The sequence below is a fragment of the Desulfovibrio mangrovi genome (genome assembly GCF_026230175.1).
GTDB lineage: Bacteria > Desulfobacterota > Desulfovibrionia > Desulfovibrionales > Desulfovibrionaceae > Halodesulfovibrio > Halodesulfovibrio mangrovi.
Map to the genome: position 1 here is coordinate 1,505,802 of NZ_CP104208.1, position 15,712 is coordinate 1,521,513.

12 protein-coding genes and 1 tRNA gene are annotated in these 15,712 nt (G+C 51.6%); 9 read left to right on the forward strand and 4 right to left on the reverse strand.

Going from position 1 to position 15,712, the window contains the following annotated elements:
- The first annotated feature begins 22 nt into the window (after positions 1-22).
- The 5 genes from N1030_RS07015 to N1030_RS07035 all read left to right on the forward strand — a co-directional run bounded on the left by N1030_RS07015 (position 23) and on the right by N1030_RS07035 (position 6,406).
- Positions 23-958: a glycosyltransferase family 2 protein gene (locus tag N1030_RS07015; RefSeq protein ID WP_265828531.1), complete on the forward strand. Its 936-nt coding sequence runs from the start codon at positions 23-25 to the stop codon at positions 956-958.
- A gap of 8 nt (positions 959-966) precedes the next feature.
- Positions 967-2,085 carry a glycosyltransferase family 4 protein gene (locus tag N1030_RS07020; RefSeq protein ID WP_265828532.1) on the forward strand — a complete coding sequence of 373 codons (1,119 nt, stop codon included), beginning with the start codon at positions 967-969 and terminating at the stop codon, positions 2,083-2,085.
- A gap of 175 nt (positions 2,086-2,260) precedes the next feature.
- Positions 2,261-4,393, forward strand: a complete 2,133-nt coding sequence (locus tag N1030_RS07025) for a GNA1162 family protein (protein ID WP_265828533.1) — start codon at positions 2,261-2,263, stop codon at positions 4,391-4,393.
- Positions 4,394-4,444: 51 nt separating this feature from the next.
- Entirely contained in the window at positions 4,445-5,464 is a 1,020-nt protein-coding gene (locus N1030_RS07030) for an LPP20 family lipoprotein (RefSeq protein WP_265828534.1), read from the forward strand.
- A 195-nt stretch (positions 5,465-5,659) separates the two neighbouring features.
- The gene (locus N1030_RS07035; RefSeq protein ID WP_265828535.1) at positions 5,660-6,406 is read left to right on the forward strand and encodes a UPF0280 family protein; all 747 of its coding nucleotides are present in this window, start codon (positions 5,660-5,662) and stop codon (positions 6,404-6,406) included.
- Positions 6,407-6,471: 65 nt separating this feature from the next.
- Here the strand turns inward: N1030_RS07035 and N1030_RS07040 are convergent, their stop codons facing one another.
- Complete coding sequence (locus N1030_RS07040) at positions 6,472-7,458, reverse strand: MerR family transcriptional regulator (protein WP_338033330.1); 987 nt, start codon at positions 7,456-7,458, stop codon at positions 6,472-6,474.
- Between the two features lie 139 nt (positions 7,459-7,597).
- Positions 7,598-10,141 (reverse strand): response regulator, encoded by a 2,544-nt coding sequence (locus N1030_RS07045; protein ID WP_265828537.1) that lies wholly within the window; start codon positions 10,139-10,141, stop codon positions 7,598-7,600.
- Positions 10,142-10,382: 241 nt separating this feature from the next.
- On the opposite strand from N1030_RS07045, the gene N1030_RS07050 reads away from it, so the two are divergent.
- The 3 genes from N1030_RS07050 (at position 10,383) to N1030_RS07060 (ending at position 13,033) form a co-directional block, all read left to right on the forward strand.
- Positions 10,383-10,458 (forward strand) — tRNA-Thr (locus N1030_RS07050).
- Positions 10,459-11,046: 588 nt separating this feature from the next.
- Positions 11,047-12,063, forward strand: a complete 1,017-nt coding sequence (locus N1030_RS07055; RefSeq protein ID WP_265828538.1) for an HNH endonuclease — start codon at positions 11,047-11,049, stop codon at positions 12,061-12,063.
- Entirely contained in the window at positions 12,056-13,033 is a 978-nt protein-coding gene (locus tag N1030_RS07060; protein WP_265828539.1) for a hypothetical protein, read from the forward strand. Before N1030_RS07055 ends, N1030_RS07060 begins: the two co-directional genes overlap by 8 nt.
- A gap of 56 nt (positions 13,034-13,089) precedes the next feature.
- On the opposite strand, the gene N1030_RS07065 is transcribed toward N1030_RS07060, so the two are convergent.
- Together N1030_RS07065 and N1030_RS07070 are read right to left on the reverse strand one after the other, a co-directional pair.
- Positions 13,090-13,902, reverse strand: a complete 813-nt coding sequence (locus N1030_RS07065) for a DNA/RNA non-specific endonuclease (protein ID WP_265828540.1) — start codon at positions 13,900-13,902, stop codon at positions 13,090-13,092.
- Between the two features lie 154 nt (positions 13,903-14,056).
- Positions 14,057-14,248, reverse strand: a complete 192-nt coding sequence (locus N1030_RS07070) for a hypothetical protein (RefSeq protein WP_265828541.1) — start codon at positions 14,246-14,248, stop codon at positions 14,057-14,059.
- Between the two features lie 452 nt (positions 14,249-14,700).
- On the opposite strand from N1030_RS07070, the gene N1030_RS07075 reads away from it, so the two are divergent.
- A complete protein-coding gene (locus N1030_RS07075; protein ID WP_265828542.1) occupies positions 14,701-15,678 on the forward strand; it encodes a DUF5677 domain-containing protein in 978 nt (325 codons plus the stop codon).
- The last annotated feature ends 34 nt before the right edge of the window (positions 15,679-15,712 follow it).

Below are 15,712 nucleotides of genomic sequence, written 5' to 3' on the forward strand. Positions count from 1 at the left end.
AACGCTCAGCCTTGAAGAACGCATGACGCAGACTGAATATGATGTTTCCATTCTGATTCCGAGCTACAAGCCGGACTGGTTCGCCCAATGTCTGGATAGCTGTTTGGCGCAATCCGTATCAGTCCGTGAAATAATCGTCTCCGACGACTGCCCAACGGACGAAATCAAACGCATTACAGACTCCCGTCTGAGCGATCCCCGCGTGCGATATATCAGAAACTCGCCATCACTGGGGCTTGCCGCAAACTACCTGCAGTTGGCGCGGGAAGCCAAGGGACGCTGGCTCAAGTTCTTTGATGACGATGACATCATGCATCCCGACTGCATTGCCCGCCTGATGCACCATGCCGATGATTCTGTCAGCCTTGTCATAGGCGGCTGCCGCATGATCAAGGAAGATGGTCGAATTGAAGAAAAAAGGGAGCCACTGCACCCGGCTACAAATGGGCTGGATTACTTTTTGAAGACATACCCGCGTGTGCCCATCACGTTGTTCTCCCGCATGCTCGTTCGAAACGATGTCATGCAGGAGCTGCTGGCAGACAATATTCCGCCACGCATGATCAGCCTTGACGAACTTGTGGGACTACGCGCATGTCTTGTCGGTGATGTTGCATGGGAACCGGACATGGTCTGTGACCATCGGGATTTTTCCGGCGGCTATTCCCGCAACGTCGAACCGGACGTATTGATCGACGACCTTGCCTATGTGACCAATCCTTATGAAAGTGCGGTCCGCAAACAGCTCGCCGCTCCGAGAGCCCTGCGAGGCTGGCGAACCGTCATGGTGCGCAAATACGCCCGCGGTGTGATCACCAAATTTATCTGGCAGAAAGATCATTCAGGATTGTTCACCTTTCTCACAAAACTTCGCGAACGTTTCGGAATGGTGCTGGCCACACGGTGCGCAGCCTCCCCCCGCCTTATCATCAAATTCATCAAGAGCTGCTTCAAATAGGATCCCGCATGCGTAAGCCTGTCCTTTTCCGAGTGACAAACAACCTGAACATTGGCGGTGTGCAACGCCGCATGCGTTCAGTTCTGCCGCTTCTGACCCAGGATTTCGACGTGCATGTGGTTACCTACAAGGACAAAGGCGTATTCTGGGAAGAACTGCCGGAACTTGGGGTAAAGACACATTTCGTAAAGCTCAAGGGCAAGTGGGATATTGGCGGCATACGCCGCATGAGCACGCTGTTCAGAGAGCATAATGCGGATATTGTGCATACCCATTCGCTGGGCGGCAACATTTCCGGCATTCTCGCGGCCGCCATGGCCGGAGTTCCCGTCCGTATTGGCCAGGTGCACAGCCGTGGCCTGCACTGGTATGCCAAAAGGCCGCTCCACCGCTGGAAGCAAAAGGTGGAAGAAAGCATCATCCACCGCCTCTTCACGGACAAGGTTGTGCACGTTTCACAGGAGTCGCTGGATTTTTACGCAGAACAGACAGGACTGCCTCTGGACAAACTGGCTGTGCTGCACAACGGCGTGGACTTCAACGCCATGCTGCCCGACACCGACCCGCGTGCCCTCAAGCAATCCCTGGGAATTGCGCCGGATAAAATCTGCATAGGTTTCCTCGGCAGACTGGAAAGAGGCAAGGGCGTGGAATTCTGTATGCAGTTCGCACGCACCCTTCTTTCGCAATCCGACCGTTTTGCCTTTGTTATCGTCGGCGGAGCCCCCAAAGACAAACTGGATGCCCTGCGGCAGGAAGCAGCAGGCTACGGAGACGGCAAAAGCGTCTGCTTCACCGGAGAGCGCAAGGACGTAGCGAACTTTTACAACATGTTCGACCTGTTCATCTTCCTTTCGCAAGCCCAATGGGAAGGTATGCCCGGCGTGGTGCTGGAAGCCTGCTCCTTCGGCCTGCCGGTGCTTGCGCGGGAGACCAGACCCGTTCGTGAAATTTCCGGCTACTATCCCCGTATTACCTTCATGCAAGACGATGCCGACCCGCTTACTGTGACGGAACAGGCATTGCGGATGCCCCCTGTCGATCAGCAGGCCTTCCGCAACCGGTTCAGTGTTGAGGCCATGGCCCAACGCACCAAGGAACTGTATCTCTCACTGCTGAAGCAATAATCCCATCCAGAGACCAGATTCCGGCAAAGGGCAGCCTGACGGCGGCCTATCCCCTGCCGACACCGCACGAACAAGACGCTTCGCCTCCGCTCGCTTGTTATGGACCTCGTAACAAGCTATAGTGATCATTCCATCATGCCGATACGATGGACATGACATAGCAACCGGAGGCACCATGCATCTGATACGGACCTTCCGCGCCGACCTTGTCCTGCTTGCTTTCCTCTCGGCCTTGCTGCTCGGCGGCTGTGCGGTGGGAGGAAGACGGAGCAGCGCTCTGGTCATGACCTCCGATGCGTTCAACATGTTCAACGGGGAATACGAAGTGCTCCCCGCCATGAAAAGCCATACCCCCCGTTCGGTCGCCGTGCTGCCCTTCACCGGCAATGCCACGCAGTGGAAATCCGTCCCTGAAGACTACTCCCCCACCGATCTTGTCCGGCGTGGCATGTACAACCATGTCGCCTCGTTGCCCTTCAGCGATCAGGAGATGCATGAGACGGACCGCCTGCTTGCCAATGCCGGCCTGAACGCGGAAAGCGCGTACAGCCTGCTGGCAAGCGACTCCAAAAAGCTTCGTTCCGTACTGGGAGTGGATGCCGTGCTCACCGGACAGGTGACCGCATTTGACCGTTTTTTCATGGGTATCGTCTCGCAGGTTGCTGTAGGCTGCGAAGTTCAGCTTACGGACCTTGCATCCGGCAAGCTCCTGTGGCGGGCCAAACATATCTCCCGGGAGATTGGCGGCGGCGTTGCCATAAGCCCCGTAGGTCTCGCAATCAGCACCATTGCCTCGGCGTGGAACATCCGTGATGAGCAATACGACCGCAAGACAGACGATCTGTTCCGTGAAATCGTTCAATCGCTGGAAATAAGCCTGCCGGAATCCCTGCAGCGCCGAATTCCACCGTCGCCCCGTCTGGATTTCTTCACAGTCGCCACGCAAGGGGACTACTTCCGCACTGGCAACGAGATACGTTTCCGCCTTGCCGGTGACCCGGACTGCGAAGCCTATGTGGACCTGCCCGGATACAAGACGGGAATCGCATTGCTACCCCTGCCTGACGAACTCAAGTCCAGCGGCTTCAAACCCGCCCTTGAGTCCATAAAGACACGCATGAGCGCTGCGGGCAACCCGCTTACCCCGGAACAGGAACAGGAAATCCTCAGGACGCTGCAAAGCCGTGCCGTATACGAGGGAACCATCACCGTGGCTCCGGATGATCTGGCACTGAACATTCTTCCCCGCGGATACATCATCACCCCCGCAGGCGGCATTGCCAGTGCCTTTGCAGGCACCCGCCTGATCAGCATCGACGCAAAGCCCCCCATGGCTCCGCTCGGCCTGCGCGCAACCCCGCTCAACGGGGCTGCGGAACTTGGCTGGAAAGCAAGCCCTACACCGGACGTTCGACAGTATGACGTCTACATGGCAGCAGGCGACACTGTGGAGTATTCCCGCATCCACACTTCGGGCGACCTGTCCATGACTGTCAGCGGGCTTGCCAACTTCACTCCCGTGCGGTTCTACGTTGTGGCCGTTGATGCGGCAGGCAACGCAAGCGTCCCCACCCAGACACAGCGCGTCGTCCCCGTACCGGACAAGGCTCTCGCCAAGGCTCGTCTTGCCGACCAGCAACTGGGGGGCATCATCAAGGAACCCGTCCGCCTCACAGCAGACCGATCCCCGTATACCGTACAGCGCCCCATTACCGTTGTTGACGGCGGCCTGCTGTTCATGGAACCGGGGGTCACTCTCCGGTTCTCCCCCGCCACGGGGATAGCGTTTGAGGGCGGCGCGTTGCGAGCCCATGGCAGTAAAACCCACCCGGTTCGCTTTATTCCGGCATCCGATACAGCCGCCTCAGGGAGTTGGTCCGGCCTCACCATCAGGAACAACGCCACAATCCATCTGCAATATGTCGAAATCGACCTCCCCATGACAGGCCTGACAATATCTGACTCAACAGCGGAGCTACGCTACACAAGCATTCGGAATGCCGCACAGGCTGGGATATACGTCAGGGAGAATGCACGGGTCACAGTTTCCTGCAGCCATATTGCCGACTGCAAAGGCATGGGTGGCATCGTTACGGAAGGCAAGGGAGCTGCCCTGTCGATCCACGGCTCGATCATCGAAAAAAACAGTCCGTTCAACATGCAGAACTTTTCCCCGCTTACGCCGGACGCTTCCGGCAATTATTGGCCCACCGGCATCAACGTGCTCGGAGACATCCTCACTGAGCCGCCGCTGTCCGAAACGCCTCAATCCGAAGCTCCGCAATCCGAAGCTCCGCAATGCGAGTAGATTCCGCTATGCCTTCAACAGCTATGACATCCGTCTACCGGAGGTAGCACGATGCGATACCTGACTCCCATCATTAGCTTGTTATGCACGCTTTGCCTGTTCTCGCCTGCGCTGGGCAACCCCATGCAGGAAGCCATGGGCTCTTCCGGTTACATAGACTGGCAGAATATGCGCGCCATAGGCTCAGGCATGGGTGTTGTTCCCGCCAATGCAAGTCAGGCCCAGGCCCGTTTTCTGGGCACGCGGGCAGCTGCGGTGGACGCCCGCCGCAACCTGCTGGAAGTGGTGAAGGGAGTGCGCATCGACTCCACCACGGTGGTGAACAACTACCTTGTGCAGAACGATGTCATCGCCTCGCAGGTACAAGGGTTCGTACAGGGCGCGCAGGTAGAGAACACGTGGATCACCAATGACGGCATATACCACGCCACCGTCTCCCTCCCGCTGACCGGCGCCTTTGGCAAGATGCTCATGGTAACGCTGGGCACACCTCCCCCCAGAGACGGCATGGGAGAACAAGACCTTCCCCCGGCCACACGCCAACGCATAGGCGAACTGGAACGCCGGATTGATATTCTCATGTCACAGATGGAGGCTCTTCGTGCGGCACTGGATAAACAGGAAACGCGCATCTCCGGCGTGGAGTCCGCAATCAGCGGACAGGGCACCACGCTCTCCGAGATGAGGAAACAACTGGATTCACCGGCACGCCCCCAACAATCCCCCCCCCTTCCCTCCTACTCCGGACTGGTGGTGGATGCCAGAGGCTCCGGCTTCACCCCCTGCCTGCGCCCTGAACTGCACGGTCCGGACGGCCTCATCTTTCCTTCCCAGACCCTCAACAGACAAGTCGCAGCGGCTGAAGGATTTGTCCGCTACATGGACAGCATCCCCGCAGCCCAACGACTGCAACGGGTGGGCAATCTGCCGCTCACCATCAAGGCTACAGGCACCGTTTCCGGCACCCCTTCGGCGCTCACCGTATCTGAAAACGATGCCGCCACGCTCCACAGCTTGCTTACCGGAGAGAACAACATGCTGGATACCTGCCGCATCGTGATTGTTTTCTGAGTGCGCCCCGGGAATGTGCCTGCAGAAAGCCGTTCCACAAGCAAAGAATCTGCGCTGAAAAGGATGCATGCCTGTCCATATAGCGCTATCCCGCTATCCGTCTGGCAGACATGCAACGCAGCATTTTGCCCGGTTCGCCATTTTGCCACCCGAGAGTGATTGCTAACCTGTTGCAACGGGGGTATAGCTCCCGCCATGAAAGAAACCGTCTATCTCAGTCCACTACGCCACTATCGCCAGCAGTACACCAGACATGATGGTGAACAGGCGTTTCAAGTCGTTGTGGAAGAGACAGACCTGCATGTAACCGCCTGCTCAGATCTTTCTGCCGAAATAAGCTCCTATGTCGCCTCATTGCGCGGCCAGCTCAAATCCTACATTATGCTGCACCCTGAATTCCGCGACAGCTATTCTCCGGTATACGTGCCTGATTCTGCGGCCGAAGTTCTCAAACGCATGGCGAATGCAGCCGCCATCGCCGGCGTTGGCCCCATGGCGGCTGTTGCGGGAACCATCTCCCAGATGGTGTGTGAAAACTTTGCCTCAGCAAGTCCGGAACTCATTGTCGAAAACGGCGGAGACGTTTACATGCTCTCCACACGCGACCGTATCGCCGGCCTGCTGCCCGACCCGCATAGCGATGCCACCGTAGGCATTGTCATACACGGCAATGAATTCCCTGTGAGCATCTGTGCCTCATCCGCCACCATCGGCCATTCTCTCAGTCTGGGAAAAGGTGAACTCGTCGCGGTTCGCTCCCGTGACGGCAGCCTTGCCGACGCATGCGCAACAGCCTTCTGCAATCTTTTGAAGTCACCCGATGCCATAGAGCGGGTCACTGAAAACGCCGCCGCCCTCGAAGCACAGGGCATCGAGGGCGTGTTTGCACAATGCGGCGGGCGCATCGCCATTTGGGGTAAGATGGAACTGGCAGTGGTGTAGACCGGGCCACGCCAATTCCGAAAATATCGTAATCCGTCCCGCATCACACGGAACAGCGCTGTCACCTATCGCTCAAGACCGTCTTTCACGGTTTTGAAGAGCATCAAAATAAATTTGTCCGGCACGGCTTCGCCGTCCACAGTCATTTCCCTGAGCTCGGTAACGGCATTTTTGCTGGGCGTTACGGTTGCCGCCACATTCATATGATACTCGTGCCCCTTGCCGGACTCATCCTCGGTCTCAATACGCAACCGCCAGACATCGTCCTCCTGCTCCCAATCCATGCGCTGAACCTTCTGTGACCCGGCATTACGCTTGAGCAAGGCAATGAGATCCCGCAGGGAGAAGGGCTTGCCCTTACCTGCCACTCCAAGGAATTCCCCCCCGGACTTCACCACAAGCGGACGGGAGATGACGGAAGCATCCGGCATATCGGCACGCACGCCATCGGTACAGCAATCGTTTATAAGGCGCCCCATGAGGTCTGCCCGCTCTTTACGGAAGCGGGCTATCTCTTCATCCATCTCAGCGATTTTCGACTCATAGGAACTGATCAGAGCCACCTTCTCCTGCCGGAGCTGAGCCACTTCATCCCGGAGCAGATCAATCTCCGCGCGAAAGTGCGCCTGCGCTTCCAGAACGGAAGACATCTTGTCCAACACGCCGGCAAGATCGTGCACAAATTCCTTGGTCTTCAGAGAATCGTCGCCCCTGAAAGACAAAGCTTCCACGGTTACTCCAGTCGCCACATGCTGCATGGCTGCCAACTGCTCTTCAACCTGCTCTGCGGACCAATTTCTGGTGAACATCTCTCTGATCTCCCTAAAAAGAATTACAGCCTCGGCCGGATACTTCACGCGTCTCCCCTGCCCACCGGCCACGGGGATGTATCGCGCGAACCTGTCCTTGTAATACGAGATGGTTGACGGGGGGATATCCAACCGCCGACCTATTTCCCGAAGACTGTATGCTTCTCTTACCATTGTTGTATAGCTGCTCTCTAGTTGTTTAATTGAATACTTTCTAGCAAAGTTATCACTATATGTAAACATGATATATCAATTTTTAAAAAATAAATACAACTATTCAACAACTGTTCGATGTGTCAGACGCAAAACATCCCCGCCACCGACGAGCAACGGGGATGCAAATTCAATATATTCAGTATGTTTTACAAAACTCCAAGCAACCTCACTTGAGCACCCTGTCCAAAACACGCATCAACTCCTGCATTTCAACAGGCTTGCTGACATACTCATCCATACCAGCCTCCAGAAAGCGTTCCCTGTCTCCGGACAAGGCATAGGCCGTCAACGCCACAATGGGAACCCCGGCGAGGCCTCGTGAAGTGCGAATACGTTTGGCAACTTCAACACCATTCATATCAGGCATTTCTATATCCATGAGTATGCAGTCGAAGGCTTGCTCCGAAAGGATATCAAGCGCCTCCCGACCACCCGCAGCCGTCGTCACCGAACAACCATGGGCCTCCAGTAGCCTTTGCATTGCCATGCGGCTCACACGCTCATCTTCCACTAACAGCAGATTATGCCCGCCATTCTTTGCCTTGGGTTTTGCATCACCAGGCCACACTTCGCTACCCACATCATCCGGGATAAATACGCCCTCACGCACAGGCAATTGCAAACTCATGACCGTGCCCGCCCCCAAGCTGCTTCTCACAGAGATGGAACCGGACATCAGGTCGACAATACGCTTCACGATGGACAACCCCAACCCCACCCCCTGCTGCAAACGCCCGCCAGAATCATCCGCCTGCGTAAACCGGTCAAACATGACCCGTTGCAGGTCAGGAGACATACCACAACCACTATCCTCCACCTGCAGATGCAACATCAATCCCCCGGGCTCGACACCATTGCCACCCTCTTTAGTCGCCCATGCCCGCACCTTCACGCCACCGGACTCGGTGAACTTGATAGAGTTGCCCATCAGGTTAAAGAGAACCTGCCGAACCCGCGCCTCATCTCCCACGAGCCATGGAGGCACGGACGAATCCACGTCCACAACTACATCCAGGCCCTTCTTCCGCGCTGCAAGATCAAGCACCCGCTTAACCACTTCAAGAGCATCCGTCAGACTGAACCGCTCTTCCTTCAGCACCATCATTCCCGCCTCAATCCGTGAAAAATCGAGAATATCACTCAGCAAGGCCAAAAGTCGTCTTCCTGCCTCCAGAGCAAAGTGCACATGCTCGCTTTCCGTTTCCGGGAGTCGGGCATATTCCAGCAATTGCAGCATCCCCATGATACCATTCAGGGGCGTCCGTATCTCATGGCTCATATTGGCCAGAAACTCGCTTTTGGATCTATTGGCAGTTTCCGCCTGCTCTCTGGCTCTTTGAATCTCCTCTTCCGCCTTGAGTCGCTCCATTTCTCCGGCAGCCCGCATACCGACCAACTTCAGCACGGATTCCGCCAGAGACGAGTTTACCAGCGGCCTGCGACTGATAACCGCAATAAGGCCAACAGGTTTATGTCCGGCACCCCAGAGAGTCACGCCAACATAACTCTCGGCACACATCTCCTGCAGCACCTCATCTTTCGGGAACAAAGCTCGAACGGAATGAGGATAGCAGCACACATCTTCTCCAACCACTTCGCCGCACGGGGTATCTTTCAGTGCATAGCGAATGTTGTCCTGAAATGCTCCATCATAGTACACGGCGACCGTCTCGGCCATAAGCCCGTCGCCTTCAAGCAGATCGATGCACACAAAATCCATCTCAAGCCGTTCTGCCAGAAACTTCGACAGCGCCTCAAAAAAGACATTGCCTCCCTCAGACCAGCCATAGTTCAACAAGAAATGCTGGGTAGCCTCCAACCCCTTTCGTTCTGTCACATCATCCACAACCCAGACAAAACAATATGGCGCACCTTCTCTGGTGCGCAGCAACGAAGCAACCATATTTACCCAGATGGTCTCACCACTGCGCTTTATCAAACGCTTTTCAACCTGATGGGAGGACACCCTGCCCGCCAGCAGAGCATCATATTCAGCGGCATCGATCTGCATGTCATCAGGATGGGTCAAATCCTCCAGACGAAGCCTGCTCAATGCCATGTTGTCATATCCACAAATATCAAGAAACCGGCTGTTTGCCTTGAGAAAGTCACCGTTCAAAGCACAGTGTATGATACCCACGGCGGCATTCTCAAAAATGGCCCGATACTCCTGAGCCGCAAGCGACATGATGCTGCGGGATTCCGGCACATCAACCAGCCGAAATTCCACTTCGCGCTCAACATCGTCATGCACAACGGCATTTCGAAGAGTATAGGCATAGGATCTGGCATTTTGTTGAAGCAGCTCAAGCAGATCTGCATCTGCCACCGGCTCCGGCAAGGAGAGCACCACCGCCCCGATACGACTGCCAGCACAATCGAGAGGAATAAACAGTATCGCCCGGCTACCGGAACACACCCCTCCCTCGACCTGCAGATCTGCGATTTCAGCTTCACCCAGACAAAGAACGGCATCCTGTTCACGTAACGCATGCGCCACCCGGACAGCACGCTCAGTGCACCGCATGTCGGGACACAAAGCGCCATACGCCCCAATCTGGACACATCTACCCTTCTCGACACTGCGGCTGCACAAAAACACTACCCCATAGTCAGCCTTGAAGTATTCGCCAAGAATACGAGCCAAATACGTCCCGCACTGCTCTGTCGCCTTAGGCAACGACAACAGGCTGACAAGGTTTTCCGCCAACCCCGTCAACCTGCCATGCCAATCTGAATAGCTGATTCCTACCATGCCCGTCTCCCGCCTCCCCCGGATGCATAGTTTTCCTGCTAAAGAACATATCTCCCATCTCTCAATGTAGCGACAGGACAAAGGCAAGGGCATGATAAAAAGCAACAGGACTGTACCACCAAAAACAGACTGCTGAAGACAATCAAGAAAGACTTGACGCTCATGGGCCATAGCGATATAAGGCCCTTCTCAATTTGCCAGTATAGCTCAGTCGGCAGAGCAACTGATTCGTAATCAGTAGGTCGTCAGTTCGATTCTGACTACTGGCTCCAGAGAAATTAAGGCCTGACAAGGATTTACACCTAGTCAGGCCTTTTCTTGTACTGTTCAATACTAGTCAGAATCGGGCATTTTTTTACGCACAATGCGTAAAATTTGCGTAAAGTTTGCGTAAAGTTTTTTGCGCCAAATTTTGCCATTTTCCGGCCCTCTGCCGCCGCCCATCCCCCCCTTGCGCAATGCGGCCTTTACGCAATTCCTGCTCCCCCTCCTGCCCCTCATAGCTTTACGCATATTGCGTGAAGCGGGGACGGAAAAAACATATCCGTTCCGCTATCCATCAGGGCTCCGGCCCCACGACTCCATCTTACCCACTCCCGAGATTTGGCACTTTTTTGCAATCTCTTGCACAGTGTGCAAAAGGCCATCCTCCTGTTCAGCCCGCACCGCGCCTGCTTTAAGCCCCTGTTGCACGCGCATTTTTGTTGCACAAAATCGCCCCAAAAACTCCGAAGGCGTGGGGCGGAGGAGTTCGATTTTTTCCGGCGGCGGCGTTTTTTCTGGATATGTGGAACCGGGCTTGATAGTAGAAAGCAATCCATACCGGTTTTACTTTTCGCACAGAACTGCAGGGGGTTAGAATGGAAAAATGGTCACGCAGAGAAGTAGAGCTAGCAGCAGAATCCTACTTCTCCATGCTTAAACTTGAACTATCAGGAATTTCCTATAACAAAACCAAATTCAGAAACAAACTATCAGAACTTCTACCAAATAGAAGCGATGGATCTATTGAATGGAAACATCAAAACATCAGCGCTGCTTTGGCAAATAACAATTTCCCGCACATTTTCGGATACAAACCACATTTCAATTACCAAAAGATACTTGACTCTATTATTCCAGACATGGCTTTAAAACGCGACATACCTCAATACCCAATATCTAGCAAAACTTGGGAAATATTATCTACAAGCGAGATATTAAAAACAGTCGACCAATCATGCATAAAGCACAAAATGACCCGCATACCTAAGAATGTTCGATTCTATTTTGGAGCAGATCCAAAAGCAAAAATGCGGGATATTCTTCTTGAATTTTATGGCCAAGAATATCAAGTGACACTTAGAACAGACCCAACAAAGACACGTTCGTCTTTAGTTTGGCGCACCGATCTTTCCAAGATGATCAAGAAACATTGCGCGCTCCTGCCACCAAACACCTCTAAAATGCTCCTGTTTACAAAAACAGAACGCCAAGATTCATACAATCTATCGATTGTTACAGAAAATAACGATGAAAACTTCCACTTACGTGACGAAGAATTCCACCCCAGACCTCGGATGGAAGGAACGCTAACAAATCGTAGCTCCATCGTGCGCAAGCGCAGTCAGGCCAACAGGCTGGCGGCCATCAAGCATCACGGACTAAATTGTGTGGTTTGCGGGTTTAACTTTGAGAAGTTCTATGGCCCGCTGGGACAAGGATTCATTGAGATTCATCATGTGAATCCGTTGCACGAAGAGGATGGGGAGAGGGAAGTGGATCCAGTGCAGGATTTAGTGCCGGTCTGTTCGAACTGCCATCGGATGTTGCACAAGTCATCTAAAAGCATACACACCATTCAAACTCTAATAGAAGCAGCAAACGACTATGCTTAACACAATATTTACACTGCTATCAATAATAGTTTCCATCATAATTATAGATATATATGCATCAAAAAAAGATCCTAAATACACCAATATAAAAGAAATGTTATATGCAGCTTTCCTTTTAGTGATATCAACAACTAGATTATCGTACTATTTCCAAAAAAAAATTCTTAAAAATCATCCTCTAAAACTAAAATCTCACATATTATCAAGAAATAATATTGATGTACTATTTTCAGTAACGTTGTTTATATCATATATTATATACAAAAAGGAACACAACATAATTGCATCGTCAGCAATACTATATATTTGTACATTAATATATATATTATTATTCAACAAGTCAAACAAAGCACTATCTCCAGCAATATATCTTCCGATAGCTCACACAGCAGTATACATAAGCACAATTTTTACGAATACACACATACTATTAATAATATACCTCATACACAGATTTAATGAAATAGTAATCGCATTTACGGATGATATAAACGATAAACTTTGCAGCAAGACATCATCATCTCAAATAACTGCACATGAGAGAATAACACTTGCAGCAAAATCATATATTGAAATGATATTTATATTCTCTATACTATACTCATCAATGGAAGGCGATATTACTATAAGCTACATAAAACCAATCATGACAAGCCTTGACAACCAATTAACATTCTCAATCGACACCCTACAACCAATTAAAGAAGAATACGGAACAATAAATATATTAAAATCAAAACTAAATTGCATTCCAGACATTTACCAAGACATCACAACACTTTGCCTAATAATATCGCAAAGAATAATGACACTAACCCTGCTCGTCACCACCTTCACAGTATACAACAACAGAGCTTTTTACGAACTTTCCCAAAAAGCACCCCGAGAAGATTGCAAAAACTGCATGCCTTACAACACCGCCAAGCGGCAATGCGCCCAAAACCCAGACAACATTTGCCCATTCAAATAGCACCACCCAAAAGCCCCGCCATCCGGCGGGGCCTCCTTTTGCACCACTCACACGACCTATTGCACTTCAAGAGTATTACAGCTCTCCATCAGCTCCTCCACGTCATCAGGAAGATCCGGGTAGAAGTTGAAGCCTGTGCGCCGTTCAATCTCATCCACGGTAACCAGGTACTGACTCATAGGATTTGATTCTGTGGCATTCTGCTCAAAGATATACCCTGCAACCCGCATAGGCGGCTGACCAGGCCTAGCGTCCAGATCCTCAACTCCTATGATCTTCCAGTAGCCGGAAGGTATCTGGTGGTCTTTTTTCGCATTCGGCAATTTAGGCATCTCGCGTTCATACAAAGTGCCAGTAATCACATAAACAGGTTCTCGCTCTGCCAGCGATCGCACATCATGTTCAAGCTTGGCCCACGGCCCACGATTCAGCTTCATCCTCTGAGGCGTTATGTTCGAAAGGTAGTTTGTCAGCCACCAATACGGCGTCCCCTTAAATGATGCCAAAGGCGCCTGATGCCCCCGATCCATCTTCAGGGCATTAAACGCCCCATCATAATCACTCGGAGAAAGCGTTTCTTCCTTGGGCAGGTCAGGATCTCGCTTCCAATTTCGATCCCTTTCACTTGCCCCCGTCACACTGTTCACATCCAGCTTGTACCCTACCCAGTCCGCAAACTTGGTATACGGGTTATTGCTCAGAACATAGATAACCCTGCGAACAATCAGATTTTGGGAAGAAGTACCCTCTGGCAACCCGAACTGAACCTGCTCATACGGATCCACCCTATACACCACACCATCTTGCGCATAGGCCGCTGACACAAGCACCGCCAGAGCGCACACAAACGCAACAGTCAACTTACGCATATCGCCTCCCAGTTTGGCGAAAATATGCGTCGCTGCCACATTTATAGACATGATAAATAATATAGAAAGCCCCGCCATTACAGCGGGGCTTCTCCATTCCTACACTACCTACACCATCCCTACACCATCCCTACACCATCCCTCACCCCACCCCTCACTCCCGCACATGCAGGTGCGCATCATCAAGGCGTGCGGCGCAGTCTTCTATGCGTTCGCCAACCAGCCGCAGCAGGCCGAGCAGCTCGCTCGGGCCGTCCTGCAGGGCATCGCAGATAAAGCGCATGCCGCCGGCCAGTTCGTAGAGTTGGAGAACAACATCGGAGTTGTTGTTGAGATTACGGGTCATGATGGGCCTCCGTTTGATTTGAGATTTGAGAGAAAGCCAAAAAAAGAGCGACCAAGTGCTCTCAGGTTCAAACGGAACCCCCGGGCCTCACGGCTACCGGACACTTGGCCGCTATATTTACCACATGATGACGGTCATGCGGCAAAAGCAGTCAAATTGGGATGCACCTATCCCTAGGATACAGGGAAAAGCGCATAAAAAAGCCCCGACTAAAGCGCACGGATGCGCGGGACTCGGGGGAGTCCGTTTGATTTGAGGAGGTCAGGATTACAGAGAGGGGTGGTGGGTGTCAAGAGGTGGCGGAATAAAGCCCACCTAAGGACAGCAAGACCGAGGACTAGTAAAAAACCACCGCTATTGATGTGCACAATCTTTACAAAAACTAATTTTCGATGTCAAAAGGCATCACTCGCACACCAACCGTAGCCATCCGACATAAGGGATATCAGACCATGACCAACGGAGATCTCAAAACAACAACTCTGAATTGGGCTCAACATCCAATTTGGGACACCATATCCTCTGCCACCGAATTACCTGTTTTCAAAAATAAAACAGATTTAGAGAATACAGTAAACGCGCGCATCAAAATAACACTCAAAATACTAGAGTTTATAGCATCAACAACAGAAAAAAATGACAATACACTTATCGCCATAAACAAACTTGAATGTATGATAACGTCAGGCACCATAATCAGGATAATATCCTTAATTAATTCATCTCTTGAATTGAACAAACTCAACTATGACAAGTATGTAACTTCCATTCTTCACAGATGTGCAATTGAGAGCATTACGAGACTCCAATGGATTTTCACCCATACAGATAAAAATAGCTTCGATATATATATTGAAGATGGTCTGAATAATATCGAAAAAAGATTTGAGTACTCAAAAAAAAATTTCTATCCAGACACACAAGAATGCGATGAATACTCAAGAACCATGAACAAGGCCATTGATGTCATATATAATTCTTCAGGAAAAAAAAGAAATCCAGTTATTAAAAATAGAAAAATGCCAAAATACAATAAAATATTAGACGAGATTGGAAATTCAAACTCATACATACTGTATCAGATGTTTCCATCATCATCAATTCATGGATCATACGATGAGTTACTTGTAACTCGATATGATAAAAAAGAATATGAACAACCGTCCAACGATACTTTTACTACCTACAACATACTAATAACCGATGAGGTAATACGACTTATAGAATTATTCATTGAACACATTCTTTCCGACAAGACAGCTCACAAATTGCTTTCTAGCAATCTAGATAAATTCCGCCAAGCATCGCGGGCCCTTATTACCCAACTATCACACTTCCACCACGCACCGCCCCCCTACCCACTAACCCCCTCTAACCTATTCCTATCCGCCCCAACAGCCGCCGCATGCCCATGCACCACGGCGCTTTGATCCGGCTTCGGAACAGCGCCGTTGTTATGGGTGT

Coding starts and splice junctions, on each gene's coding strand:
- N1030_RS07030 (WP_265828534.1), top strand. CDS start 4,445: ATGCGATACCTGACTCCCATCATTAGCTTGTTATGCACGCTTTGCCTG.
- N1030_RS07020 (WP_265828532.1), top strand. CDS start 967: ATGCGTAAGCCTGTCCTTTTCCGAGTGACAAACAACCTGAACATTGGC.
- N1030_RS07035 (WP_265828535.1), top strand. CDS start 5,660: ATGAAAGAAACCGTCTATCTCAGTCCACTACGCCACTATCGCCAGCAG.
- N1030_RS07065 (WP_265828540.1), bottom strand. CDS start 13,902: ATGCGTAAGTTGACTGTTGCGTTTGTGTGCGCTCTGGCGGTGCTTGTG.
- N1030_RS07040 (WP_338033330.1), bottom strand. CDS start 7,458: ATGTTTACATATAGTGATAACTTTGCTAGAAAGTATTCAATTAAACAA.
- N1030_RS07025 (WP_265828533.1), top strand. CDS start 2,261: ATGCATCTGATACGGACCTTCCGCGCCGACCTTGTCCTGCTTGCTTTC.
- N1030_RS07070 (WP_265828541.1), bottom strand. CDS start 14,248: ATGACCCGTAATCTCAACAACAACTCCGATGTTGTTCTCCAACTCTAC.
- N1030_RS07015 (WP_265828531.1), top strand. CDS start 23: ATGACGCAGACTGAATATGATGTTTCCATTCTGATTCCGAGCTACAAG.
- N1030_RS07075 (WP_265828542.1), top strand. CDS start 14,701: ATGACCAACGGAGATCTCAAAACAACAACTCTGAATTGGGCTCAACAT.
- N1030_RS07060 (WP_265828539.1), top strand. CDS start 12,056: ATGCTTAACACAATATTTACACTGCTATCAATAATAGTTTCCATCATA.
- N1030_RS07055 (WP_265828538.1), top strand. CDS start 11,047: ATGGAAAAATGGTCACGCAGAGAAGTAGAGCTAGCAGCAGAATCCTAC.